24 protein-coding genes are annotated in these 26,764 nt (G+C 73.9%); 11 read left to right on the top strand and 13 right to left on the bottom strand.

The window, feature by feature from the left end; translation table 11 throughout:
• Window positions 1–7: 7 nt before the first annotated feature.
• Together H7K62_RS00935 and H7K62_RS00930 are read right to left on the bottom strand one after the other, a co-directional pair.
• On the bottom strand, window positions 8–1,723 hold the full coding sequence (locus H7K62_RS00935) for a glycerol-3-phosphate dehydrogenase/oxidase (RefSeq protein WP_186715535.1): 1,716 nt from the start codon (window positions 1,721–1,723) through the stop codon (window positions 8–10).
• A gap of 186 nt (window positions 1,724–1,909) precedes the next feature.
• Window positions 1,910–2,878, bottom strand: a complete 969-nt coding sequence (locus H7K62_RS00930) for a sugar-binding transcriptional regulator (protein ID WP_222436857.1) — start codon at window positions 2,876–2,878, stop codon at window positions 1,910–1,912.
• Window positions 2,879–3,033: 155 nt separating this feature from the next.
• Between H7K62_RS00930 and H7K62_RS00925 the strand changes: the two genes are divergently transcribed.
• The 3 genes from H7K62_RS00925 (at window position 3,034) to glpK (ending at window position 7,227) form a co-directional block, all read left to right on the top strand.
• Window positions 3,034–4,800: a glycerol-3-phosphate dehydrogenase/oxidase gene (locus H7K62_RS00925; RefSeq protein WP_186715533.1), complete on the top strand. Its 1,767-nt coding sequence runs from the start codon at window positions 3,034–3,036 to the stop codon at window positions 4,798–4,800.
• Window positions 4,801–4,912: 112 nt separating this feature from the next.
• Window positions 4,913–5,638 carry an MIP/aquaporin family protein gene (locus tag H7K62_RS00920; protein WP_370591546.1) on the top strand — a complete coding sequence of 242 codons (726 nt, stop codon included), beginning with the start codon at window positions 4,913–4,915 and terminating at the stop codon, window positions 5,636–5,638.
• Between the two features lie 71 nt (window positions 5,639–5,709).
• Complete coding sequence (gene glpK, locus H7K62_RS00915) at window positions 5,710–7,227, top strand: glycerol kinase GlpK (protein WP_186715532.1); 1,518 nt, start codon at window positions 5,710–5,712, stop codon at window positions 7,225–7,227.
• Window positions 7,228–7,325: 98 nt separating this feature from the next.
• On the opposite strand, the gene H7K62_RS00910 is transcribed toward glpK, so the two are convergent.
• The 5 genes from H7K62_RS00910 to H7K62_RS00890 form a co-directional block, all read right to left on the bottom strand.
• Complete coding sequence (locus tag H7K62_RS00910; protein WP_186715531.1) at window positions 7,326–8,339, bottom strand: D-ribose ABC transporter substrate-binding protein; 1,014 nt, start codon at window positions 8,337–8,339, stop codon at window positions 7,326–7,328.
• Between the two features lie 117 nt (window positions 8,340–8,456).
• Window positions 8,457–9,581 carry an ABC transporter permease gene (locus tag H7K62_RS00905; RefSeq protein ID WP_186715530.1) on the bottom strand — a complete coding sequence of 375 codons (1,125 nt, stop codon included), beginning with the start codon at window positions 9,579–9,581 and terminating at the stop codon, window positions 8,457–8,459.
• A 58-nt stretch (window positions 9,582–9,639) separates the two neighbouring features.
• The gene (locus H7K62_RS00900) at window positions 9,640–11,181 is read right to left on the bottom strand and encodes a sugar ABC transporter ATP-binding protein (protein ID WP_186715529.1); all 1,542 of its coding nucleotides are present in this window, start codon (window positions 11,179–11,181) and stop codon (window positions 9,640–9,642) included.
• Entirely contained in the window at window positions 11,178–11,870 is a 693-nt protein-coding gene (locus H7K62_RS00895) for a DUF2291 family protein (protein WP_186715528.1), read from the bottom strand. Before H7K62_RS00895 ends, H7K62_RS00900 begins: the two co-directional genes overlap by 4 nt.
• 106 nt (window positions 11,871–11,976) lie before the next feature.
• Complete coding sequence (locus H7K62_RS00890; protein WP_186715527.1) at window positions 11,977–13,068, bottom strand: zinc-binding dehydrogenase; 1,092 nt, start codon at window positions 13,066–13,068, stop codon at window positions 11,977–11,979.
• 154 nt (window positions 13,069–13,222) lie between these two features.
• Here H7K62_RS00890 and H7K62_RS00885 point away from each other — a divergent pair, with 154 nt between their 5' ends.
• Window positions 13,223–14,188 carry a sugar-binding transcriptional regulator gene (locus H7K62_RS00885; protein ID WP_370591545.1) on the top strand — a complete coding sequence of 322 codons (966 nt, stop codon included), beginning with the start codon at window positions 13,223–13,225 and terminating at the stop codon, window positions 14,186–14,188.
• Between the two features lie 47 nt (window positions 14,189–14,235).
• On the opposite strand, the gene H7K62_RS00880 is transcribed toward H7K62_RS00885, so the two are convergent.
• The 4 genes from H7K62_RS00880 to H7K62_RS00865 all read right to left on the bottom strand — a co-directional run bounded on the left by H7K62_RS00880 (window position 14,236) and on the right by H7K62_RS00865 (window position 18,964).
• Window positions 14,236–14,769, bottom strand: coding sequence for a ribose-5-phosphate isomerase (locus H7K62_RS00880; protein ID WP_370591544.1), 534 nt, complete (start codon window positions 14,767–14,769; stop codon window positions 14,236–14,238).
• A gap of 51 nt (window positions 14,770–14,820) precedes the next feature.
• Window positions 14,821–16,596 carry a dihydroxyacetone kinase family protein gene (locus H7K62_RS00875; RefSeq protein WP_186716420.1) on the bottom strand — a complete coding sequence of 592 codons (1,776 nt, stop codon included), beginning with the start codon at window positions 16,594–16,596 and terminating at the stop codon, window positions 14,821–14,823.
• A gap of 154 nt (window positions 16,597–16,750) precedes the next feature.
• On the bottom strand, window positions 16,751–18,103 hold the full coding sequence (locus H7K62_RS00870) for an MFS transporter (RefSeq protein ID WP_186715523.1): 1,353 nt from the start codon (window positions 18,101–18,103) through the stop codon (window positions 16,751–16,753).
• A 156-nt stretch (window positions 18,104–18,259) separates the two neighbouring features.
• Window positions 18,260–18,964 carry a GntR family transcriptional regulator gene (locus H7K62_RS00865; protein ID WP_222436856.1) on the bottom strand — a complete coding sequence of 235 codons (705 nt, stop codon included), beginning with the start codon at window positions 18,962–18,964 and terminating at the stop codon, window positions 18,260–18,262.
• A 102-nt stretch (window positions 18,965–19,066) separates the two neighbouring features.
• On the opposite strand from H7K62_RS00865, the gene H7K62_RS00860 reads away from it, so the two are divergent.
• From H7K62_RS00860 to H7K62_RS00830, 7 genes are all read left to right on the top strand, one after another.
• Window positions 19,067–19,912 (top strand): sugar phosphate isomerase/epimerase family protein, encoded by an 846-nt coding sequence (locus tag H7K62_RS00860; RefSeq protein WP_186715521.1) that lies wholly within the window; start codon window positions 19,067–19,069, stop codon window positions 19,910–19,912.
• A 62-nt stretch (window positions 19,913–19,974) separates the two neighbouring features.
• On the top strand, window positions 19,975–20,751 hold the full coding sequence (locus tag H7K62_RS00855) for an SDR family NAD(P)-dependent oxidoreductase (protein ID WP_186715519.1): 777 nt from the start codon (window positions 19,975–19,977) through the stop codon (window positions 20,749–20,751).
• Window positions 20,752–20,818: 67 nt separating this feature from the next.
• On the top strand, window positions 20,819–21,715 hold the full coding sequence (locus H7K62_RS00850) for an SURF1 family protein (RefSeq protein ID WP_186715517.1): 897 nt from the start codon (window positions 20,819–20,821) through the stop codon (window positions 21,713–21,715).
• A complete protein-coding gene (locus H7K62_RS00845) occupies window positions 21,712–22,113 on the top strand; it encodes a DUF3817 domain-containing protein (protein ID WP_370591543.1) in 402 nt (133 codons plus the stop codon). Before H7K62_RS00850 ends, H7K62_RS00845 begins: the two co-directional genes overlap by 4 nt.
• Window positions 22,110–23,750, top strand: coding sequence for a glutamine-hydrolyzing GMP synthase (guaA, locus tag H7K62_RS00840; protein ID WP_370591542.1), 1,641 nt, complete (start codon window positions 22,110–22,112; stop codon window positions 23,748–23,750). The genes H7K62_RS00845 and guaA overlap by 4 nt, the downstream gene beginning before the upstream one ends.
• A 7-nt stretch (window positions 23,751–23,757) precedes the next feature.
• Entirely contained in the window at window positions 23,758–24,111 is a 354-nt protein-coding gene (locus tag H7K62_RS00835; RefSeq protein WP_186715515.1) for a hypothetical protein, read from the top strand.
• A gap of 70 nt (window positions 24,112–24,181) precedes the next feature.
• Window positions 24,182–24,652 (top strand): YdeI/OmpD-associated family protein, encoded by a 471-nt coding sequence (locus H7K62_RS00830; protein ID WP_186715513.1) that lies wholly within the window; start codon window positions 24,182–24,184, stop codon window positions 24,650–24,652.
• Window positions 24,653–24,840: 188 nt separating this feature from the next.
• Here the strand turns inward: H7K62_RS00830 and H7K62_RS00825 are convergent, their stop codons facing one another.
• Window positions 24,841–26,277 (bottom strand): AI-2E family transporter, encoded by a 1,437-nt coding sequence (locus H7K62_RS00825; RefSeq protein ID WP_222436855.1) that lies wholly within the window; start codon window positions 26,275–26,277, stop codon window positions 24,841–24,843.
• Window positions 26,274–26,753 carry a gluconokinase gene (locus tag H7K62_RS00820; protein ID WP_186716405.1) on the bottom strand — a complete coding sequence of 160 codons (480 nt, stop codon included), beginning with the start codon at window positions 26,751–26,753 and terminating at the stop codon, window positions 26,274–26,276. The genes H7K62_RS00825 and H7K62_RS00820 overlap by 4 nt, the downstream gene beginning before the upstream one ends.
• Window positions 26,754–26,764: the final 11 nt, after the last annotated feature.

Here is a 26,764-nt window from a genome sequence, read left to right as displayed (position 1 = left end):
GTGCTCGTCAGGCGTTGAGCAGCGGCCGCGAGTCGGGTGCCTCGCGGCGGGCGGCGTCGGCGGCCTCGTCGTCCGGGAGCTCCTGGCTGGCCCGCTCCGCGGCCACGCGCTCGCTGTAGCTGCGGACCTCCTCGGCCACCCGGTCCGCGTCCCAGCCGAGCACGGGCGCCACGAGGTCGGCCACCGCCTGCGCCGAGCCGACGCCGCGGTGGCCGTACTCGATGGACATGCGGGTGCGGCGCGCGAGCAGGTCGTCGAGGTGGAGGGCGCCCTCGTGCGTGGCGGCGTGGACGACCTCCACGCGCAGGTAGTCCTCGGCGCCCTCCAGCGGCTGCAGCAGGTCCGGCGTCTCGCGACCCAGCTCCAGCAGGTCCAGCGCCTCGGCCCCGTACCGGTTCAGCAGGTGCAGCACGCGGTGCTCCGGGACCCGGTACCGCTGGGCGAGGGAGGGGACCTGGTTCACCAGCGCGTGGTACCCGTCCGCGCCGAGCAGCGGGACGTGCTCGGTGACCGACGGCGGCACCTGGGAGCCGAGGTCGGCCCTGGCCGCGTCGACGGCGTCGGCCGCCATGACGCGGTACGTCGTGTACTTGCCGCCCGCGATGGACACCAGGCCGGGCTGCGGGCGGGCGACCGCGTGCTCGCGCGACAGCGTGCTCGTCCCCTCGGACTCCCCGGCCAGCAGCGGCCGCAGGCCCGCGTAGACCCCGCGGACGTCGTCGCGGGTCAGCGGGGTCCGCAGCACCGTGTTCGCGTGCTCGAGGATGTAGTCGATGTCGGCCCGGGTGGCCGCGGGGTGCGCCCTGTCGAGCGACCAGTCGGTGTCCGTGGTCCCGATGATCCACCGGGTGCCCCACGGGATGAAGAAGAGCACCGACTTCTCGGTGCGCAGGATCAGCCCGGTCTCGGAGGCGAACCGGTCCCGGGGGACGACGATGTGCACGCCCTTGGAGGCGCGCACCCGGAACCGCCCGCGGCCGCCGGCGAGGTGCTGCATGTCGTCGGTCCACACGCCGGTGCAGTTGATGACCACCGTCGCCCGGACGTCGGTGGTCTGGCCGGTCTCGACGTCGCGCACCGTGGCCCCGACGATCCGGTCGCCCTCGTGCAGCAGGGACACCACCTCGGTGCTGTTGCGCACCACCGCGCCGTAGTGGGCTGCGGTGCGCACGACGGCGAGGGTGTGGCGGGCGTCGTCGGCCTGGGCGTCGTAGTAGCGCATCGCGCCCACGAAGGCGTCGGGCTTCAGGCCAGGCGCCAGGCGGAGCGCGCCGCGGCGGGTGAGGCTCTTGAAGCCCGGCACCGAGCGCGCGCCGCCCATGGTGTCGTACATGGTCAGGCCGGCCGCCATGTACGGCCGCTCCCAGATCCGGTGGTTGAGCGGGTAGAGGAACGAGACCGGCTTCACCAGGTGCGGACAGATGCGCGTGAGCATCAGCTCGCGCTCCTTCAGCGCCTCGCGCACCAGCGAGAAGTTCAGCTGCTCCAGGTAGCGCAGGCCGCCGTGGAAGAGCTTGGACGAGCGCGAGGACGTGCCCGAGGCCCAGTCGCGCTGCTCCACCACGGCCGTGCGCAGCCCGCGCGTCGCGGCGTCGAGGGCCACACCGGCGCCGGTGACGCCGCCGCCGATGACGAGCACGTCGAACGGGGCCTCGCCGAGGGCCTGCCAGGACCGCTCCCGGTACTCCGGACCCAGCGTGCTCATCTGCGTCGCAGCCGTCATGGCGATCGCTCCCTCGCGCTGTCAGAACCGGGGGGCGGTGCCGGGAGGGGCCCGCCCAGGTGGCGCCAGCGTAGGTCGGGGGCCCGGCGGTCGCAGTCCGGCTCCCGGGCTCCCGGTCGGCTCCCGGTCGGCTCCCGGTCGGCTCCCGGTCGGCTCCCGGTCGGTTCCGGCGGACCCCGGCCCTCCTCAGCTGCCGCCCCGGCGCGCCACGGGCCGTGCCAGGAGCAGCTCCCGCGCCGTCCTCTCGTCGAGCACCAGGTCGGTGACCACGCCCGCTGCGAGGGCGGCCAGCAGTCCCGGCACCTTGGCCTCGTCGGCGACGGCGCAGATGCGGCGCGGGATGCGCCGCAGCACCGGGGGGACCGGGCCCGAGGAGCGGGCGTTGAGGGGCAGCCCCTCCCAGGAGCCGTCGGCGCGCAGGAAGACCGTGCAGACGTCGCCGACGGCCGCCGCGGTGAGGGCGGCGCGGTCAGGACCGGTGAGGTACCCCTCCGCCCACACCCGGCTGGGCACCGCTCCCCCCACCGCCCCGATGCCGAACAGGGCGACGTCGGCGGCGTGCTGGAGGCGCAGCACGCGCTGGACGCTGCGCTCGCGCCACATGGCCCTGCGGGTCTCGACGTGGTCGAAGAAGGCGGGCACGGGGAAGTGGTGGACCTGGGCGTCCCACGCGCTCGCGAAGCGGCCCAGGACGTCGCTGCCGTAGCCGACGCCGGTGCTGAGGGTGTTCATGGCGCCGTTGAGCTGCACCACCTGGACGTCGCTCAGGGGGCGGGCCAGGAGGTGCTCGCTGACGGCGCTGGTGGTGGTGCCCCACGCCACCCCGACGATCATGCCGGCGCCCACGGACCGGTCCAGCACCCTGCCCGTCGCGCGCGCTACGTGGTGGAGCCGTTCGACGGCGCCGACCCCCTCCGGGAGGGGCACCACCCGCGCCGAGACGCCGAAGCGCTGGGCCACCTCCTGCTCCACCGCCTGTGCACGTCCGTGCACCGGGGTGACCTGGATCGAGACGATGCCGGCGGCGCGAGCGGCCTCGAGCATGCGTGACACCGTCGAGCGGGAGACCCCCTCCTCGGAAGCGATCGACTCCATGGTCGCCCTGCTCACGTAGTACTTCCGGGCCACGCGCTCGAGACGCTCGTCATCGGCCACCCGGCTCCACCCCTCCGCTCGCGGACCGCTCCCGCCGCCTCGTCGCGGCGTGCACGTCCGTGCACCAGATTGCCCCGCCGGGGCCCACGGCGCCAGGGTCGAGAGGACACCACGGGCCGCTCGAGGTCGACGGCCCACGACGGAGAGGTCCCGCCATGACGTCCTCCACCACCGCCCTGTCACCGGCCGCCCGGGAGCGCGCCCTGGAGCGCCTGCGCGGCGAGGTCCTCGACGTCCTCGTCATCGGCGGCGGGGTCACCGGAGCGGGGGCAGCCCTCGACGCGGCGAGCCGCGGGCTGTCGGTGGGCCTCCTCGAGCAGCGCGACTGGGCCTCCGGGACCTCCAGCCGCGCCAGCAAGCTCGTGCACGGCGGTCTGCGGTACCTGGAGATGCTCGACTTCGCGCTCGTGCACGAGGCCCTGCAGGAGCGCGGCCTCCTGGTGGGTCGGCTCGCCCCGCACCTGGTCCACCCGGTGCCCTTCCTGTACCCGCTGCAGCACCGGGTCTGGGAGCGCGCCTACGTGGGCGCCGGCATCGCCCTCTACGACGCCCTCGCCGGGGTCTTCGGCCGGATCGGTGGGCGCGGCGTGCCGCTGCACCGCCACCTGTCGCACCGCGCCCTGGCCCGCGTCGCGCCGTCGCTGCGCCCCGACGCCGCCGTCGGCGCCATCCGCTACTACGACGCCAAGGTCGACGACGCGCGCTTCGTCGAGGTGCTCGTGCGCACCGCCGCCGGGCACGGGGTGGCCGCCGCGAGCCGGGTCAGCGTCACCGGGTACCTCGAGGAGGGCGGCCGCGTGGCCGGGGTCACCGCGGTGGACCTGGAGACCGGCCGCGAGCTGCAGGTCCGCGCCCGGCACGTCATCGGAGCGACCGGCGTGTGGACCGAGGCGACCCAGGAGCTGTTCCGCGCGCAGGGCCTGCAGGTGCGGGCCTCGAAGGGCGTGCACGTCGTCGTCCCCCGGGACGCCGTGGCCGGTGAGGACGGCTTCATCCTCAAGACCGAGAAGAGCGTGCTCTTCATCATCCCGTGGACCACGCACTGGGTCATCGGGACCACGGACACCCCCTGGGACCTCGCGAAGGACCACCCGGTGGCCAGCGCCGCCGACGTCGACTACCTGCTGGACCAGGCCAACGCCGTGCTGCGGCGCCCGCTCACCCGCGACGACGTGCTGGGCGTCTGGACGGGGCTGCGCCCGCTCATCCAGCCGGTCTCCTCCGACGGCTCGGCCACCACGAAGGTCTCCCGCGAGCACACCACCGCCACCGTGCGCCCCGGCCTGACGGTCATCGCCGGGGGCAAGTACACGACGTACCGGGTGATGGCCCGCGACGTCGTCGACGTCGCCCTGGCCGACAGGGCCCCGGGCGACCCGGGGACCCCCGGCGGCGAGGTCCCCGCCTCGCTCACCGGCCAGCTGCCCCTGGCCGGTGCGGACGGCTACGCGGTCCGCTGGAACCAGCGCCACCGCCTGGCCGCCTCCCGCGGCTGGAGCGAGGAGCGCGTCGTCCACCTGCTGCACCGCTACGGCTCCCTGGTCGACGAGGTGCTCGCCCTCGTGGACGCCGACCCGTCCCTCGGCGAGCCGCTGGAGGGCGCGCCGCACCACCTGCGGGCCGAGGTCGTCTACGCCGCCACCCACGAGGGCGCCCTGCACCTGGAGGACGTGCTCACCCGCCGTACGCGGCTGTCCTACGAGCAGGCCGACCGGGGCACGGCGTCCGCGCGCTCCGCCGCCGAGCTCATGGCCGGACCCCTGGGGTGGAGCGCCGAGCAGGTCGAGCAGGAGGTGGCCACCTACCTCGAGCGGGTCGCCGCCGAGCGGGCCGCCGAGGTCGAGCCCGACGACGCCTCAGCGGAGCGCGCCCGCCTGCGCGCGCCGGAGATCCGGCCGCTTCCGGTGGCCGAGGGCGCCTGACCGCAGGAGGGTGCCTGCGAGCACCCGACACCCACCCGAGAGGGGTACCACCAGAAGGAACCCCCGCGCCGCGCGTGCGGCGCGGGGCCGACCGGGACAGAGAGGTCCGACCGTGTCACTCACCAGCGTCTTCTTCTCCGAGGTCTTCGGGACGGCGATGCTGACGCTCTTCGGCGTCGGCGTGGTCGCCAACGTGCTGCTCGCACGGACCAAGGGACGGGGCGCCGACTGGCTGCTCGTCAGCTTCGGCTGGGGCCTGGCCGTCTTCGTCGGCGTCTTCGTCGCCTGGCGCTCCGGCGCCCACCTCAACCCCGCCGTGACCCTGGGGCTGCTGTCCTCGGGAGCGTCCGAGTACGCCCCGGACGTGCCGGTGACCTTCGCCAGCACCGTCGTCTACCTCGTGGCGGAGATGGTGGGGGCCTTCGTCGGCGCCGTCCTCGCCTGGCTGGTCTACCGCAAGCACTACGACGCCGAGGAGGACGCCGGTCTCGTGCTCGGCACCTTCTCCACCGGCCCGGAGATCCGCAGCCACGGCTGGAACCTCGTCACCGAGGTGATCGCCACCTTCACCCTCGTCTACGTGATCCTCCAGCTCGGCAACACGCCCACCCAGGTCGGCCCGCTCAACGTGGCGCTGCTCGTGGTGGCGATCGGCGCCTCCCTCGGAGGCCCCACCGGCTACGCCATCAACCCCGCCCGCGACCTCGGCCCGCGCCTGGCCCACGCCGTCCTGCCGATCCGGCACAAGGGCGGCAACGACTGGGGCTACTCGTGGGTCCCGGTGGTGGGACCGATCATCGGCGGCGTGCTCGCCGGACTGGTCTCCCAGGTCTTCTGAGACCCCCGCCACGACTGGCGGACACCTGACTCAACATCCCCGGACCTGCAACGACGCACAGGAGGAACGACGTGGCCAGTGTCATCGCCGCCATCGACCAGGGCACCACGAGCACCCGCTGCATGCTGTTCGACCACGACGGGAAGGTCGTGGCCGTCGGCCAGAAGGAGCACCAGCAGATCTTCCCGCGCGCCGGGTGGGTCGAGCACGACGCCGAGGAGATCTGGTCCAACACCCGCGAGGTGGTCGGGCAGGCCCTCGGCAAGGGGAACGTCAGCTCCGGCGACATCGCCGCCGTCGGCATCACCAACCAGCGCGAGACCGCGGTGGTCTGGGACCGGACGACCGGCAAGCCCGTCTGCAACGCCATCGTCTGGCAGGACACCCGCACCGACAGGACCGTGCGCGAGCTGGGCGACCTGGGCGGGGGAGCGGAGCGCTACAAGGACAGGGTCGGGCTGCCCCTGGCCACCTACTTCGCCGGGCCCAAGGTGAAGTGGATCCTCGACAACGTCGACGGCGCCCGCGACAGGGCCGAGGCCGGTGACCTGCTCATGGGCACCATCGAGACCTGGCTGATCTGGAACATGACCGGCGGGGTCGACGGTGGCCTGCACATCACCGACGTCTCCAACGCCTCGCGCACGATGCTCATGGACTACCGGTCGCTGAGCTGGGACGAGGACATCGCCGCGGAGATGACCATCCCGGTCTCGATGCTGCCGCGGATCGTGTCCAACTCGGAGGTCTACGGGAAGGCCCGCGCGCAGGGCCTGCTGGCGGGCGTGCCGATCGCCGGGTCGCTGGGTGACCAGCAGGCGGCGACCTTCGGGCAGGTCTGCTTCACCAAGGGCATGGCCAAGAACACCTACGGCACGGGCAACTTCATGCTGCTCAACACCGGCGAGGAGGCCGTGCCCAGCAAGAACGGCCTGCTCACCACGCTGTGCTACCAGATCGGGGACCGCAAGCCCGTCTACGCGCTGGAGGGCTCCATCGCGGTCACGGGCTCGCTGGTGCAGTGGGTGCGCGACAACCTGCGGATGATCGGCGGCGCGGGGGAGATCGAGGCGGTCGCCCGCTCGGTCGAGGACAACGGCGGTGCCTACTTCGTGCCGGCGTTCTCGGGCCTGTTCGCCCCGCACTGGCGCTCGGACGCGCGCGGGGCGATCGTCGGGCTGACGCGGTACGTCAACCGCGGCCACCTGGCGCGCGCCGTGCTGGAGGCCACGGCCTACCAGACCCGCGAGGTGCTGGAGGCGATGAACGCCGACTCCGGGGTCGACCTCACCGAGCTGCGCGTGGACGGCGGCATGATCGCCAACGAGCTGCTGATGCAGTTCCAGGCCGACGTGCTGGGCGTGCCGGTGGTCCGCCCGAAGATCGCCGAGACCACGGCCCTGGGGGCCGCGTACGCGGCCGGTCTCGCGGTGGGCTTCTGGGCCGACGAGGACGAGCTGACCGCCCAGTGGGCCGAGGACAAGCGCTGGGAGCCGGCCATGGACCGCGCCCAGGCCGACAGGTACTACCGCAAGTGGGGCAAGGCCGTGCAGCGCACCCTGGACTGGGTCGACGACGACGACGACTGACGGCCGGGGCGCACGAGCGCCGCAGGGCCGGTGGGACGCGCTCGCTGAGCGGGTCCCACCGGCCCTGCGGCCGCCGTCACCGGCGGGTCACCGGCGGATCACGAGGACATCGTGAAGGGGGCCGTGTACTTGTCGACGTTGTCCTTGGTGATGAGCGTGCAGTCGAACGCCTGCTTCTCCGCGTCGACGCCGGTCTTGCCGGTCTTGAGGAAGGAGTCGGCCTGCTTGACGGCCTCCTTGGAGAACGTCACGACCGGCTGCAGCACCGTGTAGGAGAGGGTGCCCGCCTTGATGGCGGCGACGGCGTCCGGAGAGCCGTCGAAGCCGCCGACGGCCTTCATCTGGCCGATCTGGCCGGACTCCTGCAGCGCCGCGATCGCGCCGAGCGCCATCTCGTCGTTGCCCGAGATCACCGCGTTGACACCCGGGTTGGCCTGGAGCATCGCCTGCATCTTGTCGTGGCCCTGGGTGCGGTCCCAGTTGGCGACCTGCTCCGCGACCTTCTTCAGGCCCGGGTACTGCGACAGCACCGTCTTGTAGCCGTTGGAGCGCGTGGCGGCGTTGTTGTCGCTGGGAGCGCCCAGCAGCTCCGCGTACTGGGCGTCCTGGCCCACCAGCTGGGCCCACTGCTGGGCGCCGAGGGCGGCGCCCTGGGCGTTGTTGGAGACCAGCTGGGCCTTGGCGATGCCGGTCTTGTTGATCTCGGCGTTGATGAGGAAGACGGGGATCCCCGCCGAGGCGGCCTTCTGCACCGCGCCCACGGAGCCGTCGGCGTTGGCCGGGTCGAGCAGGAGGGCGACGGACCCGCTGGAGATGGCGGTGTCGACCAGCTGGCTCTCGGTGTTCGTGTCGCCGCGGTGCGCCGCGACCGTGGCCTTGTAGCCCAGCGCCTCGGCAGCGGCCTTGGCGGAGTCGCCCTCGGCGGCCCAGTACGGGTTGGAGGGGTTGTTCACGATGATCGTGATGAGGCCGCCGGCCTTGGAGCTGCCCGCGGAGGTGGAGCTGGCTCCCGCGGAGGCCGCGGGGGCGCTGGTGCTGCCACCGCCGCAGGCGGCCAGGGCCAGGGTGAGCACGGAACCGCCGGCGGCGGCGAGCAGGGACCTGCGCTTCATGGTGTTCCTTCCAGAGGGTGCCGGCGTCACCGACGGCTGAGGTGTGGCTGAGGTGTGGCTGAGGTGTGGCTGGGGTGGGCGAGGGGAGGTCCCGGGGCCCCGGTGGGGAGGCGGTCCTCACACCGCCGCGGCGGAGGAGGGCTTCGGCGCGGTCGGAGGGGGCGCCTGGCCTGTGCCACCGGCGCCGGCGGAGGGGACGGCGGGGCGCCGGCCGCGGTACTGCACCGAGTTCAGCAGGACCGCGCCGACGATGACGGCGCCGGTGAAGACGGTCTGCCAGTAGACCGAGACGCCGACGATGACCAGGCCGTCGGAGAGGAAGCCGATGACGAAGGCGCCGAGCAGCGTGCCGCGCACGGTGCCCCGACCACCGGAGAGGGCCGCGCCGCCGATGACGACGGCGGCGATGGCGGTCAGCTCGTAGGTGGTGCCGGCGGTGGGACCCGCCGACGTCAGCTGCGAGGTGAGGATGAGGCCGGCGATGGCGGCGGTGACGCCCGACATGACGTACACCCAGACCTTGACGCGCTTGACGGGGACACCCGACAGCTCGGCGGCGCGCTCGTTGCCGCCGGAGGCGTAGAGCCAGCGGCCGAACACGGAGCGGTTCAGCACCCCCGAGAGCACGACGGCGACGGCCACCATGACCAGCACCCCGATCGGCACCGTGGCGATGCGGTTGAAGCCGAGCCAGGCGAAGCCGGTGTTGCCGAGGGCCGGGTCACCCCCGAAGGAGTTGTAGGTGAGGCCGTTGGTCATGAGGCTGGCCAGGCCGCGGACGGCGTAGAGCGTGCCCAGCGTCGCGACGAACGGCGCGACGTTGAAGCGGGCGACCAGCACGCCGTTGACCAGCCCGATGAGGGCGCCGACGCCGATCGCCGCGAGCGCCACCACCCACACCGGCGGGAAGAGCGTGACCGCCACGCCGAAGGGGGACAGGTCGACGCCCTTCATGAGGAACCCGGCGATCATGCCGGCCATCCCCAGCGTCGAGCCCACGGACAGGTCGATGCCGCCGTTGAGGATGACCAGCAGCATGCCCATCGCCAGCAGCGCGTAGATCGCGACGTGCGAGGCCATGACCAGGACGTTGGAGACGGTGGGGTAGGCGTTCGGCGCGAGCGCGGAGAAGATCACGAAGATCGCGACGAGCGCCAGGAAGGCGCGGCCCTCCAGCAGCAGCGCACCGAGGTCGGTGCGCCGCCGCGCGGGTGCGGTGGCGGTGGCGGTGGGCGAGCTCATGGGAGTCCTTCCTCGACGGCGAGGGGGTGCGCGGGGCGGGCAGCGCCCGGGGCCGCGATCAGTGGGTGGTCGCCTCGCCGGAGGCGGCCATGATCTGTTCCTTGCGGGCGTCGGGTCCGAACTCCGCCGCGATGCGGCCCCGCGAGAGCACGACGATCCGGTGGGCGATGGCGAAGCACTCGTTGAGCTCGGAGGTGGAGTAGACGACCGCGAGCCCGTCGCGCGCCTTCTCGGCGAGGAGGCGGAAGACCTCCCCCTTGGCGCCGATGTCGATGCCGCGGCTGGGCTCGTCGAGCAGGATCACGTCGGGGCTGGTGGCCAGCACCTTGCCGATGACGACCTTCTGCTGGTTGCCGCCGGACAGGGAGCCGATCGGGGCCCCGCCGCCAGCGGTCTTGACCCGCACGCTGCGGATGCCCTCCTCCACCACCGAGCGCTCGCCGCGCCGCGAGACCACCGCGCCGCGCACGAAGGAGCGCAGGGACGCCAGGGACAGGTTCTGCCCGACGCTCATGGTCTGGACGAGCCCGTCGCGCTGGCGGTCCTCGGGCACGAGGCCCAGGCCGCGCTCGATGCGCTGGGCGATGCTCAGCCCCGCCACGTCCTCGCCCTTGAGCAGCACCCGCCCCCCGGTGGTGGGCACCCGGCCCGCCAGGGCCTCGAGGAGCTCGGTGCGCCCGGCGCCCATGAGCCCGTACAGGCACACCACCTCGCCGGCCCTCACGGTCAGCGAGACGCGGTCCACCACGGAGCGCTCGGGGTTCTCGACGTCGGTGACGCTGACCTGCTCGACCTCGAGGGCGGGGGTGGTCAGCTCGTACCCGGTGGGCGGGGTCCCGAGGTCGTAGGAGTCGCCCACCATCTGCCGCACGACCCACTCGAGGTCGATCTGGGAGCGGTGCGCGGCCGCCGTGATGGCGCCGTCGCGCAGGACGACGGCGTAGTCGGTGATCTCGAGGGCCTCCTCGAGGTGGTGGGAGATGTAGACGATCGACACGCCCCTGGAGGTGAGGTCGCGCACGACGCCGAAGAGCACCTCGACCTCGGAGGCCGACAGCGCCGACGTGGGCTCGTCCATGATGAGGATGCGCGAGTCGACCAGCAGCGCCCGGGCGATCTCCACCAGCTGCTGCTGCCCGACGCGCAGGTCGGCGACCGGGGTGGCGGGGTCGATCGCCTGGCCCAGCTCGGCCAGCACCGCGCGCGCCTGGCGGGTCTCCTCGGCGAAGTCGACGCCCGCCGGACCGCGCAGCTCGCGGCCCATGAAGAGGTTGTCGCGGACGCTGAGGTTCGGGGCGAGGCTGAGCTCCTGGTGGATGATGGAGATGCCGCGCTCGCGGGCGTCGACCGTGCTGGTGATCTCGACGGGCTCGCCGTCCAGGACGATCTGGCCCGACGTGGGCTGGGTGACCCCCGACAGGATCTTCATCAGCGTCGACTTGCCAGCGCCGTTCTCGCCGAACAGCGTGGTGACGCGTCCGCGGTGGACGTCGAAGGCGACGCCCTTGAGGGCCCGGGTCGCGCCGTAGGTCTTGACGACGTCGTGCGCGGACAGGACGACCTCGTCGGCCGCGGGCCCCGCGGCCGGGCCGGCCGTCACTTCTGGACCTCGAGCGAGGCCGGGGTGACGTTCCAGCTCTTGGGGTTGATGAGCGTCACCACGCCCGTGGCGGTGATGGTCTTGCCGGTGAGGTCCTGCCCGCCCAGCGGGGCGAGCACCACCTTCTTGAGCTGGTCGTTGAGCGCCGCGCCGGCGTCCTGGTACTGGATCTGGTTCTCGAAGTCGTTCAGGGAGACCTTCCCGGTGACGTCGCGCAGGTCCGTGCCGTTGATGGCCGGGCCGAGCTGCACGTGCACGAGGTAGCCCTCGGGCACGCCCGGGACCGTGACGACGGGCAGCCCCGTCTGGTCGGGAGCGCCGACCGTGCCGGTGAACTTGACCGGCACCACCGCACCGATGCCGCTGCTGCTGGCCACCCCGTACTTGGTGGCCGCGCCGGGGTCCGACTGCAGCGCGGTGGCCAGCTGGGCGGCGTCGACGGCCTTCTCGGAGACGTAGGACTGGACCGCGGGGAACTGCTTCTCGCCGTAGGTGGCCGCGTCGAAGGCGGCCGGGCCCGCGAGGGTCTCGGAGGTGTTGGAGACCACCTTGGTGCTCAGCGCCGCGGCGACGACGACGACGAGCACCGCGCCGACGACCACCAGGCGGCCCCGACGGCGGGGGGTGGACGGACGGCGGGCGGCGCGGGGCGCGGACGGCTGCGTCGCCGGAGGTGTGGCGGTGCTCATGGCTCGGCCTCCTCGGAACGGGTGCGGGGGTGGCGGGGGTGGGGTCGCGCGGGCAGGGGTGCTCCGTCGTCCGGCTGGCAGCCGGACGACGGAGGGACCTCGGAGGTCAGCCGGTGTAGCTGGAGTCCGGGATGAGGGAGACCTTGACCGACGACGCGCCGCTGCCGACGAGGTCCAGGCCCTCCTGGAACCGCGAGAGCGGCAGCTGGTGGGTGCAGATGTCCTCCAGGGGCAGCACCCCGGACTCGATCATCTGGACGGCCTTGGGCCAGGTGTGCGGGCCGAGGTGCGCGCCGCGCACGTCGAGCTCCTTGTCGTCGCTGATGATCGACCAGTCGGCGCTGGCCTCGGAGCCGAAGACGCCGTACTCCACGTAGGTCCCCAGCTTGCGCAGCAGGTTCAGGCCCTGCTTGACCGCCGCCGGGTGGCCCGTGCCCTCCAGGTAGACGTCGGCGCCGAAGCCGCCGGTGAGGTCCCGCACGGCGGCGTAGATGTCGTCCTGGGTGATGTCGAGGACCACGTCGGCCCCGGCGGCGCGGGCGAGGTCGAGCTTGCTGGCGATGGCGTCGAGGGCGACGACGGTCGCGGCGCCCTTCGCCTTGGCGCCAGCGATCATGCCCAGGCCGATCGGCCCGCAGCCGGCGACCACCACGACGTCCTCGAACTGGATGTCGGCGCGCTCCACCGCGTGCAGCGCGCACGACAGCGGCTCCGCGAAGGCCGCGTGCGCCGGGGGGAGGTCCTTGGAGATCTTGTGCACGAGCGCCTTGGCCGGGAAGGCGATGAACTCCGCCATGGCGCCGTCGTAGCCCTTGAAGCCGTACATGTCGTGCGTGGCGCACATGTGGTACGCCCCGCGCAGGCAGTAGCGGCAGTCCCAGTCGGGGACGATCTGCTCGCTGACCACCCGGTCCCCGACGGCCACGCCCCAGCGCGCCGCGGCCTCGTCGGTGATCTCGACGACCTCGCCGACGAGCTCGTGACCCGGGATGCGGCCCTTCTCGGCCCAGGGGGAGCGGTGCTCGTCACCCCAGAACTTCGCGGCGCCGTGGTAGCACTTCAGGTCGGACGCGCAGATGCCCACGGCCTCGACGCGGACGAGGGCACCGCCCTCGGGCAGCGACGGGCGGGGCACCTGCTCGAGCCGGTAGTCCTCGGGGCCGTGGCAGACGACCGCCTGCATGGTCTCGGTCGTCATCACGACCTCCTCGTCGTCGGGGCCAGCGTCCTCACCGGCCCGTCTGGCGAGGACACTAGACACGCCCCTGCACCCATGTCCAGCACATCTGTGCAAAAGAACATCACGATCTGGTCTCCCGTTCATGGCGTCCCGCGTGCCAGGATCGCTGGTCGTGAGCGCAGGCGTGGCCGAGGGGCCCGGGGGCAGCCCCGACGAGCTGCTCTACGCCGTGGCCGTGGAGTACTACCTCAAGGACGCCACGCAGGCCGAGATCGCCCAGCGCCACCGCACGAGCCGCGCCACAGTGAGCCGCCAGCTCGCCGAGGCGCGTCGTCGCGGGATCGTCTCGATCGAGGTCAGGCAGCCCTCCGGGAGGCCCGACGGCGACCTGGCCGTGGCCGTCGCCAGGGCTCTCGGCCTGGACGAGGTGCACCTCTACTCCGGGCCGCCGCCGGGCGCGCCGCCCAGCGTCCTGTCCACCGCGATGGCACCGCCGCTCGCCGCTGCCCTCCGGGGGGCGCGCCTGGCCGCGGGCGACGTCCTGCTGCTCTCGAGCGGCCGGATGGTCTACGCGGCCGCCCACGGAGAGCTCCCGCCGATGCCGGGGGTGCTGGTCGCCCCCACCGTGGGCGGGCAGCTGGAGCCCGAGCCCTGGTACCAGACCAACGAGATCATCCGGGCGTTCGCCGCCGCGGTGCAGGGGAACCCCGCCTTCCTCTACGCCCCAGCGCTGCCCAGCGCCGCACTGCGCGAGGAGCTGCTGGAGGACCCGAGCATCCGGCGCGTCGTCGACACCTGGGGCACGGCTCGGGCCGCCGTCATGGGCATCGGTGCGCCCCCCCAGCAGCGCGTGTCCCTGCCCCACTTCGTGCCGGCGCACAGCGCGGCCCTCGACCGGGCTGTCGGTGACCTCTGCTCGCGGTTCTTCGACCGCGACGGCGAGCCGGTCGAGTTCCCCGGCAGTGACCGCCTCGTCGCCATCCCCCTGGAGATGCTGCGCCGCATCCCCGTGACGATCGCGGTCGCCAGCGGCGCGGAGAAGGTCGCCGGCATCTCGGCGGGAGCGCGGGCCGGCTACTTCAAGCAGCTCGTGACCGACGTCGCTACGGCGACCCTCCTGGCCTCCGCCAGCACGTGAAGCGCCGCCCCGGCCGGGCGGACCCGGCCGGGGCGGCGCTCCGGTCGTCAGACGCGGTCGGCCGCTGCGGCCTCTCGCTCGGCGTCCTCGAGGGACCGCTGCCCGTCGGCGCCGTCGTGCTCGTACTCGGTGATGGCCGCGACCTTCGCCGCTGAGGCGCTGGAGGTGTCGAAGGTGTACCCCAGCCACTCCCGCGCCAGGCGCCGGGCCAGCTCGATCCCCACCACGCGCTGGCCGAAGCACAGCACCTGGGCGTCGTTGCTCAGCACCGCGCGCTCCACCGAGAAGCTGTCGTGCGCGGTCACCGCCCGGATGCCGGGCACCTTGTTGGCGCTGATCGCCACGCCCAAGCCGGTGCCGCACACCAGCAGCGCCCGGTCGGCCTTGCCGTCTCGGACCAGACGGGCCGCCGCGACGGCGACGTGGGGGTAGGCGGTGTCGCCCTCGGCGTCCACGCCGACGTCGGTGACCTCCGAGACGCGCTCATCGCCCTGCAGGTCCTTCTTGAGGACCTCCTTGTAGTCGAACCCCGCGTCGTCGCTGCCGACGACGATCCTCAGCTTCTGCGACTGCTCAGCCACGTCGATCTCCTCCTGCTCGTCGTGCGGGTCCTGTACCCGTCCTGGCCCCGCTCAGCGGTCCGCGAGGACGCCGGCGACCACCTGGGCCACCATGCCCAGGCTGACGGCGCCCGCGTCCGGGGTGCCCTTGCTGCGCTCGGCCAGCGGCCGGGCGCGCCCCACCTTGGGCGTGAGGTCCTTCGTCTCGTCCGCGGCCCGCGCCGCCCGGTCGGCCGCCCGTGCCCAGGCCTCGCGCAGCCGCTGCCCCTCGGCGACCCCAGTGTCCAGGGCGTCGCAGAAGGGACCGAGCGCATCCAGCATCGTCTTGTCACCGGGCTTGGCGCCGCCGAGCTCCCCGAGGCGCTCGTAGCCGGCGCGGACCCCCGCGGCCACCGCAGCGGCGTCGGGGGCGGCGTCGTCACCGACGCGCCTGGCGAGGGCGCCCAGAAGCTCCCCCCACAGCACCCCCGAGGTGCCGCCGGCGCGGGCCGCCCACTCATCGCCGGCGGCCTGCAGCACGGTGCCGGCACCGGCGCCGGCGTCCACAGCAGCGCGAGCAGCGTCGCGGGCAGCAGCCGAACCGCGGACCATGCCCCGGCCGTGGTCGCCGTCGCCGGCGACGGCGTCGATGCGCCCGAGCTCGTCCTCGGCCTGCGCCATCCTGTCGGCGATCGCGGCCAGCGCGTCGGCCACCACGGCGCCGGCGGCGCGCGAGCCCTCATCGGCCGGCCCCGCCGACAGCGGCGGCGCCTCGGCGTCGGCCGCGGCCTCGTCGTCGCTGCGCACCGCGCCGGCGGAGCCGTCCTCGCCGTCCGCGTCCTCAGCCTCCTGGGCGCCCTGGACGAGCCGGCCCTTGCGGTAGGCCGGGGTGTCGGCGGGCGCGGCCCACAGCCGCTCCAGCTCCTCATCCAGCCACGTCAGCGTCAGGGAGCACCCGGCCATGTCCAAGCTGGTCACCAGCTCACCGACCTCAGGCTCGACCACCACCAGGCCCCGCTCGCCCAGCAGACGGGCGACGTCCTTCCACACCACGAACAGCTCTTCGTACTTGGTGTTGCCCAACCCGTTCAGCAGCGCCGTCACCCGCGCCCCCTCCACGCCGACGCCCTCGGGGGCATCACCGAGCACCCCCTCCACCAGGGTCCGGGCCAGCTCAGCAGCGCTCGGCAGGTCCACCTCCTCGATGCCCGCCTCCCCGTGGATGCCCAGGCCCACGCTCATCCGGCCCTCCGGGACGGTGAACAGCGGCCCCTCAGCGCCCGGCAGCGTGCACCCGCCGAAGGCCACCCCGAGGGTGCGGGTGCGCTCGTTGGTCTTCTCCGCCACGCGCACGACCTCGTCCAGGGACATGCCCTCCTCGGCGGCGGCGCTGGCGCACTTGAACACCGGCACGTCCCCGGCGATGCCGCGGCGCCTGCCGTCGGCGCCCTTGCCGACCGAGGCGACGTCGTCAGTGACCGCCACGTACCGCGCGGGGATGCCCTCAGCCTCCAGGCGCTCCACGGCCAGGCCGAAGTTCAGCACGTCCCCGGCGTAGTTGCCGGTGGTCAGCAGCACCCCCGCCCCACCCGAGGCGGCCCGGCCCACCGCGGCGGCCTCGGCCGCGGAGGGGGAGGTGAACACGTTGCCCATCACCGCCCCGTCGGCGTACCCGGGCCCGACGATGCCGGCGAAGGCGGGGTAGTGCCCCGATCCGCCGCCGACGACGACGGCGACCTTGCCCGCGCGGGTGCGACGGCGGCGGACCACGCCGCCGGGCACGTCGACCACGTAGGCGGCGAAGGCGTCGCAGAAGCCGGCCTTGGCGTCTTCGGCGAACGCTGACGGGTCGTTGAACAGGCGGGTCATCCTCGTCCTCACGTGTCCGGGCTGAGTGCACAAGATTTCGGAACAAGTGTGCACGCAGCACTCTAGGGGTGCGGGGGCCTGCAGGACCAGGCTGTCCCCGGCGCGGGTCGGTGCCCGCGCCAGCGGTCCGCCCCGGCGGGGCGGACCGCTGCCGTCAGGCGGACGCCGGCGAGGGCGTCGTCGTCATCGGCTCGGCGGCAGCCGTGGCCTCGTCGACCTCGCGGCGACGGCGGGCGCCGAACGTCTCGCGGGTGCTCAGCGCCGCGACCAGGCCGACGAGGCCGTACGCGCTGTAGAGCACCGCGGGGCCGGTCCAGCCGAAGGCGTCGAACAGGCTCACGCACCAGAAGGCGGTGAAGCCGGAGATGACGGCCGCGAGCTGGTAGGCGAGCGATGCGCCCGAGGAGCGGGTGCCCGTGCTGAAGAGCTCCGGGAACCACGCGGACTGCGTGCCGGCGAGGCAGTTCTGGACCACCGCGAAGCTGATGACGAAGACGGCGACGACCAGGAGCAGCTCTCCGGACTGCACCAGGAGGAAGAACGGCACGCCCATGACCACCATGACTGCGGTGCCGAACAGGTACACGGGCTTGCGGCCCACGCGGTCGGTGAGGCGCCCCCAGAGCAGCGTGGCGGGGAAGCCGAGCAGGGCGGCGATGACCAGCGCCAGGATGGTCTGCGAGGTGCTGGCGAAGCCGCTGTCGCGGACGTACGCCGTCAGGTAGGTGATGGCGACGGCGTAGCCGGCGGTCTCGGCGATGCGCATGCCGAAGGCGCGCAGCAGGTTGCGCCAGTCGCGGGTGATGACGGTGCGCAGCGGGTTCGACTCGAGCTCACCGTCCTCCTTGGCGGTCTCGAACTCCGGGCTCTCGGTGATGCGCAGGCGGATGTAGATGCCGGCACCGATGAGCAGGGCGGACAGCAGGAACGGCACGCGCCAGGCCCAGTCGCCGGGGAGCGGGGAGGAGGCCAGGAAGGCGAGGTTGGCCAGGAGCAGCCCGAGCGGGAAGCCGGCCTGGGGGATGGCCCCGTACTGGCCCTTCTTCTTCCACGGCGCGTGCTCGTAGGTCATGAGGATGGCGCCGCCCCACTCAGCGCCGAACGCGAGGCCCTGGATGATCCTGACGATGACGAGGAGCACCGGAGCCAGTGCGCCGACCGTCGCGTAGGTCGGCAGCAGTCCGATGGCGAACGTGGCCAGGCCCATGACGAGCAGGGACCCGATGAGGACGGGCTTGCGGCCCACCTTGTCGCCGAGGTAGCCGCCCACGATGCCGCCGATCGGACGGGCCGCGAACCCGACGCCGAGGGTGGCGAAGCTGAGCAGCGTCGCGGTGAGAGGGTCCTCGCTGGGGAAGAAGGCGTGGCCGAAGTACAGGCCAGCGGCGGTCCCGTAGCCGATGAAGTCGTAGTTCTCGACGGTGGTGCCGACGGTGGCGCCGATGGCCACGCGCTTGCGGTGCGCGGTGCCGAGGACCGGGGTGCTCGTGACGGTGGCGGAGCTCATGTCGATCTCCTTCGATGCGACGGGGCCGCGGCTCATCCAGCGGCGGAGCAGAGACTGCCCGGTCCAGCGTTCTACTGTCAACAGTAAGACGGAGGAAGATCGTCGTGCTGCGTCGTCACCAGGGGGTGGCCTGTGGGGTGAGTGCCGGGGAGGCGCTCAGGAGGGCGTGGAGCCGTCGCCCATCTGGGTGAGCAGGTTCTGCGCCGCCTCGGCCATGTGCTGGCGCAGGAAGCGCTGCGCCCCCTCGCCGTCTCCGTCGCGGACCAGGGCCACGAGGGGGGCGTGGCGGGCGGCGGCGGTGTTCGCCAGGGCCGCGGACGGCCCGGCCGCGGTCACGGCGGCCCGTGCGAGCCCGGAGACGTTGCGCCAGGAGGCGTGCAGGACGTCGTTGCCGCTGAGCGTGCACAGCGCCTCGTGGAAGGCCAGGTCCCGCGTCACGCGCTCACCCATGTCCGCCGCCGGCTGGGCCATGGCGGCCAGCCGGTCCTCGAGGACGGCGACCGCGCCCGAGCGGTCCTGGCGGGAGCAGACCTGCTCGGCGGCCAGGGCCTCGAGGGCTGCGCGGACGGCGAAGATGTCGGCCACCTCGTGGGCGGAGACCACGCGCACCGAGAGCCGGCCGCGGTTGTCGGGCACGAGCAGCCCGTCCTGCTGCAGGTGGCGCAGCGCCTCCCGCAGGGTGCCCCTGCTCACGCCCAGCTGCTCGGACAGCTCCACCTCGGCCAGGTGCACGCCGGGTGCGAGGGTGCCGTCGCTGACGGCGGCCCTGAGCACCTCGAGGATCTGCTCGCGGCGCGTGGTGCGGTCGACGGGGCGCAGACCGGAGGGGCGTCCGGGGCCGGGCGCGTCGAGGAGGGTCACGCGCCGAGGCTACCGGCGGAAGGGGTGGGTGCCGGGGCGACGATTGACTGTCAACAATCGAACACCTAGCATCGTCGCACCACCCTCGACGAGGAGGACCGCATGTCGCTCGACGCCCACCGCGTCATCTGCTCGACCATCACGCTGCGCCACCTGCCGCTGCAGGAGGCCCTGGACACCATCGCCGGCCTCGGCTTCACCCAGATCGACCTGGGCGCCCTGCCCGGTGTCTGCGACCACGTGCCCTACGAGCTCGACGACGCCGCGGTGCGTGCCGTCGCCGAGGTCGTGACGGCCTCCGGCCTGGGCGTCGTCTCCGTCAACGGCGACGTGGGCGACCTCAACGCCGTCCTCGACGAGGCCGCCCAGCGCTCCCGGGACGCCCACCTGGAGCAGCTGCTCACCCTGGCCCAGACCATCGGCGCCCGGGCCCTGGTGCTGCCCAACGGCCGCCAGGACCACGCGCCGGTGACCGACCTGGACAGCGACCTCGAGCGCAGCGCCGGCCAGCTGGTCCGGGCCGGCGCCGCAGCCGCGCGGCACGGCCTGGAGCTGTGGGTCGAGGCACCGCACCACTTCCGCCTCGCCCACGACCTGCAGCGCACCGCGGCCCTGCTCGCGCAGCTGCCGCCCTCGATCGGGGTGGTCTGCGACGTGAGCCACATCACCGCCTCTGGCGCCACCCCGCGCGAGTTCCTCGCCGCCCACGCAGGGCGCACCCGCCACGTGCACCTGCGCGACGCCGAGCCCGGCTACATCCACCACAGCATCGGGCGCGGGCAGGTCGACTTCGCAGACCTGGTCGCTGCTCTGGACGAGACCGGGTACGCCGGCGCCCTCGCCCTGGAGCTGGAGACGCGCGACACCGCCGACGCCGACCGGCCTGCCGCGGCGCTCGCCGCCGGGGAGCTCATCAGCGACCTGCTGGCGCGCACCCCCGCCCGCTGACCCGCCCTCACCGCCACTCACGTCCCGCTGCTCGTCCACTCGCACCGACGCCGGAGGTCACCATGAGCACCACCACCCCGCAGCCCACCCCGCGCACGGCCGTCGTCACGGGCGCGGCCTCCCCCCGCGGCATCGGCCGCGCCACGGCGCTGCGCCTGGCCCGCGACGGCTGGGCCGTCGCCGTCCTCGACCTCGACGGCGGCCTCGCCGTCGAGACCGCCGAGGCCATCGCCGCCGAGACCGGCGCCGTCGTGCGCGGCTACAAGGTCGACGTGGCCGACGAGGCCTCCGTCGACGAGGCGCTCTCGGCCGTCGAGGCCGAGATGCCCGCCATCGCGGGCCTGGCGACCATCGCCGGCATCACCTCCCCGACCCGCTTCTTCGACACCACGCTCGCCGAGTGGAACCGGATCATGGCCGTCAACGCCACCGGCACCTACCTGGTGGCGCGCCGCACTGCGGCAGGGATGGCCGAGCGCGGCTACGGCCGCATCGTCACCATGAGCTCGGTCTCCGCCATCCGCGGCGGCGGCGTGTTCGGCGGCGTGCCCTACTCCGCGGCCAAGGCCGCTGTGCTCGGGCTCACCCGGGCGATGGCCCGCGAGCTCGGCCCCCGCGGTGTCACCGTGAACTCCGTCACCCCGGGCGTCGTGTCCACCGACATCCGCGCCGGCAAGACCAGCCCCGAGCTGGAGGCCTCGCTGGCCGCCGACGTGCCCCTGGGCCGACAGGCCACCGCCGAGGACGTCGCCGCGCTGTTCGCCTTCCTGCTCAGCGAGGAGTCCGGGTACATCACCGGCGCCACGTACGACATCAACGGCGGCTCCCACATCTCCTGACGCCGGTCTCCTGGCCCCGCGGCCCGCGCGGGACGGTCGACCGTCCCGCGCGCCGTAGCCTGGAGGCGTGCTGCGCACGGCCCTGAGACCCGCCAACCTGGGGCTCCTCCTGCTCATGGTGGCCGCGGCGGTGGTCTTCTCCCTGCTGGGGGAGTGGCAGCTGGGGCGCTCCCAGGAGCACGCGCGGGTCTCGCCGACCGAGACGGTGGTCCCGATCGGCGAGGTGCTGCGGCCGGCGGCCGACTTCACCGGGCACGCGGACCACCAGCGCGTGGAGGTGAGCGGCGCGTGGGCGGACCTCCCGGTGGAGGAGGTGCCCGACCGCGAGCTCGACGGCCGCAGCGGCACGTGGGTGGTCGCGGCGCTGCAGGACGGCAGCACCGGCGGCCTGCTGCCGGTGCTCCTCGGCTGGCAGCCCGCCGGCGCGCCCGCGCCCGAGGCGCCGACGGGCGCCGCGCAGCTCACCGGCAGGCTGCTGCCGTCCGAGCAGCCCGAGGGCCTCGGACCGGACGGCCAGCTGCGCGCCGTGAGCTCCGGCGACCTCGTCAACACCTGGCCGGGCCGCCTCTACACCGGGTACCTCGTCGCTGACGCCGGCTCGGTGCCGGCGAGCGGGCCCGGCGGCGTCCTGACCGCCGTGCCCAGCGAGGCGCCCGTGCCCCGCCTGGACCCGCAGAACCTCTCCTACGCCTTCCAGTGGTGGCTCTTCGCCGCCTTCGCCCTGGTCATGTGGGGGAAGATCGTCAAGGACCGCCACGCCGACGAGCTGGAGGACCGCCGCCTGGCCGCGCTCGAGGCCGCCGGTGCCGGTGGAGAGGACGACGACGCGGGCGGCGGCTCTGCCGCCGGACGGCCGGAGCCGGCCCACCGGCCGGTCCGAGCAGGGCTGCGGGCCTGGGAGGATGAGGCCGTGCCCGACGCCCGTCCGACCCTCCAGCCCGAGACCCCCGAGGTGCACCGGTGAGCACGGCCGACCAGCGCCGCGGCGGTGCCAGCGCCCCGGCCCCGCGGGTCCACCGCGATCCGGGTGCCTCGCTGACCCGGTACCGGGTCATGGCCCTCATCACCGGCTGGATGCTGCTCGTCCTCACCGTCGAGGTCTTCGTCAACTACGTCATCACCGACGCCGGCACGCTGGGGCGGGTCGTCGCCACCGCCCACGGCTGGATCTACTTCGTCTACCTCATCACGGTGGCCGACCTGTGGAGCAAGCTCCGGTGGCCGCTCGGGCGCCTCGTCGTCCTGGTGCTGTGCGGCGTGGTGCCGTTCCTGTCGTTCTGGGCCGAGCGCCGGGTGGTCGCCGACGTGCGCGCCGGCCGCTCCGGCCCCTCCGTGTCCCCGACCCCTGGAGCTCGTGCGTGACCGACCAGACCGCCGCCACCCCGCCCGCTGAGGTGGCCGCCGAGGCCAAGCACCGCCCGGTGCTGGTGGTGGACTACGGCGCCCAGTACGCCCAGCTCATCGCGCGTCGCGTGCGCGAGGCAGACGCCTACTCCGAGGTGGTGCCCAGCACCGCGTCCGTGGCCGACATCCTCGCCAAGGACCCGGCCGCCGTGATCCTGTCCGGCGGGCCGAGCTCGGTGTACGCCGACGGCGCCCCCCAGGTCGACCCGGCGCTGTTCGAGGCCGGCGTGCCCGTGCTGGGCATCTGCTACGGCTTCCAGGCGATGGCCTCCGCCCTCGGCGGCACCGTCGCCCAGACCGGTCTGCGCGAGTACGGCGGCACGCAGCTGCGCGCCTCCACCGACGGCTCCACCCTGCTCGACGGCCAGCCCGCCGAGCAGAGCGTCTGGATGTCGCACGGCGATGCGGTGACCGCCGCGCCCGACGGCTTCTCCGTGGTCGCGCAGAGCGCCGGGGCCGAGGTCGCCGCGTTCGAGGACGACGAGCGCCGCCTCTACGGCGTGCAGTGGCACCCCGAGGTCGCCCACTCCAGCTTCGGGCAGCAGGTGCTGGAGAACTTCCTGCGCCGCGGCGCAGGGGTCCCGGCCGACTGGACCGCCGGCAGCATCATCGACGAGCAGGTCGCACTCATCCGCGCCCAGGTGGGCAGCGGACGCGTCATCTGCGGGCTGTCCGGCGGTGTCGACTCCGCCGTCGCCGCCGCCCTCGTGCAGAAGGCCGTCGGTGACCAGCTGACCTGCGTCTTCGTCGACCACGGCCTGCTGCGCGCCGGCGAGGCCGAGCAGGTCGAGCGCGACTACGTGGCCGCCACCGGCGTCAACCTCAAGGTGTGGGACGCCTCCGAGGCGTTCCTGGCCGCGCTGGCCGGCGTCACCGACCCGGAGGCCAAGCGCAAGGCGATCGGCCGGGAGTTCATCCGGGCCTTCGAGGCCGCGGCCCGCGAGGTCATCGAGGACGCAGCGGAGGCCTCGACAGCCGCGGGGTCTGGCGACGACGACGGCGAGGTGCGCTTCCTCGTGCAGGGGACGCTGTACCCCGACGTCGTGGAGTCGGGCGGCGGCGAGGGCGCCGCGAACATCAAGAGCCACCACAACGTCGGCGGCCTGCCCGACGACCTGCAGTTCGAGCTGGTCGAGCCGCTGCGCGCGCTCTTCAAGGACGAGGTCCGCGCGGTCGGCGCGCAGCTCGGCCTGCCTGCCGAGATCGTCGGGCGCCAGCCCTTCCCCGGTCCCGGGCTGGGCATCCGCATCATCGGCGAGGTCACGAGGGAGCGCCTCGAGGTCCTCCGCGCGGCGGACCTCATCGCCCGCCAGGAGCTGACGGCCGCCGGGCTCGACTCCACCATCTGGCAGTGCCCCGTGGTGCTCCTGGCCGACGTCCGCTCCGTGGGCGTGCAGGGCGACGGGCGCACCTACGGGCACCCGGTCGTGCTGCGGCCCGTGAGCAGCGAGGACGCCATGACGGCGGACTGGACCCGCATGCCGTACGACGTGCTGGCCCGGATCTCCACGCGCATCACCAACGAGGTGGCCGAGGTCAACCGCGTGGTACTGGACGTGACCAGCAAGCCGCCGGGCACCATCGAGTGGGAGTGAGGCGCTCATGAGCGAGAAGAGCTCGACGACGAGCACGGGGCTGCTGCTGCGGCCCTCCGTCGTGGCCGCAGCCGGGCTCCTCGGCGGCTTCGCCGTCGCCCGCGCGACGAAGCGGGAGGTCGGCGGCACGCTGTTCGGCCTGGCCGGGACCTGGTGCGGCAAGCGCTGGGCGAAGACCACCGGGCCGCTGGGCGCCGCGGTGCTCGGCGCGCTGTACACGGCGGCCATGGGCGGGTCCCACCCGCTCGCCAAGCGGATCGGCGCCTGGCCGTCGGTGCTGCTCGTCACGGCAGGCGTCGTGGTGGCCAGCGAGGCAGCTGAGGCGTGGGGTCGCAGCCGGGGCCTGCCGAAGGCCGACTGACCTCCTCGCGGCAGCCGGCCAGGCCCCCGGGTCTGGACGGCGGCCGCGGTGGCCGGGCAGCATCCGCTGCGTGAGGTACCGCACCAGCGTGCTCAACCCGCGCGGGAACGCCACGGGTCTCGAGGTCCCCACCGACGTGCTCGACGCCCTGGGGGCCGGGAGGCGACCGCTGCTGCGGGTGACCGTGGCGCGTGCTGACGGGACCTCGGCGCCGTACTCGTGGACCACCACCCCGGGCTCGATGGGCGGCGCGGTGATGGTCCCGCTGTCGTCGGAGCACCGCACCGCCGCTGGCCTCGCCGCCGGGGACGAGGTGGACGTCGACGTCGAGGTGGCGTCCGCGCCCGCTCCCCTGGCCGTCCCGGACGACCTCGCCGCGGCCGTGGAGGCGGCCGGTGCCACGGCCTTCTTCGACGGGCTCGCGCCCAGCCACCGCAAGGAGTGGGTGCGCTGGGTGGAGGACGCCAAGAAGGCCGAGACGCGCAGCTCGCGCGTCACCCAGGCCGCCGAGGCCCTGGCCGCCGGCAAGCCCCGCCGCTGACGCGCGGCGCCGGTCGTAGGGCCGTGGGCCTCGGGCCGCGCCGCCGGGTGGGCAGGCCGGGCCCCGGTGGGCAGGCTGAGGCCCGCTTCCGGGGTCGGAACCGGGCGTGAGCCTGCCCACCGGGTCTGAGGCTCCCCAGTGCTCCCCGCGGACGTGGCGCGCAGGTGCGTGATCGTCGCGAGGGGCGGTCAGCGGAGGCGGTCAGCGGCGGAGCGCAGCCGCCTGGCGAGGGACCCGCGACGGCTGCTCCCCTCCTCAGGAGCCGCCTCCTGCCCGCGCGGCCAGCCCTGCTCGGCCGGGACACCGGTCCACTCCTCGGCGGCCGACGTCGGGCTGGGCTGCTCGACCTGCTCGACCGTCTGGGCGGGCTCGACCGGCTGGGCGGGCGGGGGCGGCGGGACGGGAGCGGGCGGAGCCGCGGCGTCCGTCGTCGTCGTGACCCCGGGGACGGGCGCGGGGACCGGTGCCGCGTGCCGCTGGGGGAGGTGCGGACGGGGGACGTGCGCCAGCGCCGGCCGGCGCACCGGCACGCCGCGGGTGCTGCCGGCGACCAGGGGGAGCATCCAGCGGGCGCGGGGGTCAGCGTCGACCAGCACCGCGCGGGCCAGCAGGCTCAGCGGCACCGCGAGCAGCGCCCCCAGCCCGCCCAGCACGAAGCCCCAGAACACCACCGACAGGAACGTCAGCGTGGCCGAGAGCCCGACGGCGCCGCCCACGATCTTGGGCTGGATGAGGCCCTGGATCACCACGTTGATGACCGTGTAGATGACCACCACCAGCAGCGCGCTCTCCGGCCCGTTGGCGAGCAGCGCGAGCAGCGCCGGCGGGGCCACGCCGAGCAGGAAGCCGATGTTGGCGATGTAGTTGGTGACGAACGAGACCAGGCCCCACAGCAGCGCCAGCGGCACGCCCAGGTACACCAGCGCCACCACGTCGAGCACCGCCACGATGGCGCCGAAGACGGTGGAGACCACGAGGTAGCGGCGGGTGCCGGAGGCGAAGGTGCGCATCGCCTCCACGGCGTCGCGGTGCAGCTCGGAGGCCTGGTCCAGCAGCCGGGGGAACGGAGCGGCGTCGAGCACGAGGAAGAACAGCAGCAGCAGCACGAACGCGAAGTCCGTCAGGCCCGACGCCAGGCCCGAGACGAGCGTCTGCGCGTAGCCGAGCAGCTCGTAGGGGTTGGCGCTGTTGATCATCCGGATGAGCTCGGCCTGGTTGAGCCCGATCTGGGTGAGCAGGTCCAGCAGCTGGTCGCGCAGCTCGATGAGCTGGGGCGCGTACTGCGGCAGCGTGGTGGCCAGCTCCACCGCCGACCAGGCCAGCGACGCCGCCAGCGCCGCCACGATGAGGTAGACCACCACGAGGTTGACGGCCACCCCGGTCCACGTGGCCACCCACTGCGGCACCCACGGAGAGGAGCCCAGGCGCTGGACGCGGGCGCCGAGCGGGTGCACCACGATGACCAGCACGACCGCCAGGAACGCCGGTCCGATGCTGCCCGAGAAGGCCTTGAGGCCGGCGACGGCGACGACGACGGCCGCGAACGCCACGAGCAGCCGCAGGCTGCGCGACCCCGCGGCGGGGTCCGGGGGCGGCGCCGCGGGGACGTCGGGCGCCGAGGTCACAGCCCGAGCGCCTCAGCGGCGGCGCGGGCGCACTCCTGCGGTGTCGCGTCGATCGAGACCACCGCGCCGTCCTCGTCGGCGCCGAGCGGCTCGAGGGCCTCCAGCTGGGAGCCGAGCAGCGAGCTGGGCATGAAGTGGCCGGTGCGCCCGCCGATGCGCTGCGCCAGCAGCTCGGGGGGCCCGTCGAGGTGGACGAAGCGCACCCGCGCGCGCGACCCGCGCAGCAGGTCGCGGTAGCTGCGCTTCAGCGCCGAGCACGTCACCACGGCGTCCTCGCCGGCCTCGGCCCGCTCGTCGGCCCAGTCGCGCAGGGAGCGCAGCCAGGGCCACCGGTCCTCGTCGGTGAGGGGGTGCCCGCTCTCCATCTTCGCGACGTTGGCCGGCGGGTGGAAGTCGTCGGCCTCGGCGAACGTCCAGCCGAGGTCCTGCGCGAGCAGCTGGGCGACGGTGGTCTTGCCGCTGCCGGAGACCCCCATCACCACCACCA

This window comes from Quadrisphaera sp. RL12-1S, from assembly GCF_014270065.1.
Taxonomy (GTDB): domain Bacteria; phylum Actinomycetota; class Actinomycetes; order Actinomycetales; family Quadrisphaeraceae; genus Quadrisphaera.
This window is presented reverse-complemented; position numbering and strand designations above follow the sequence as displayed.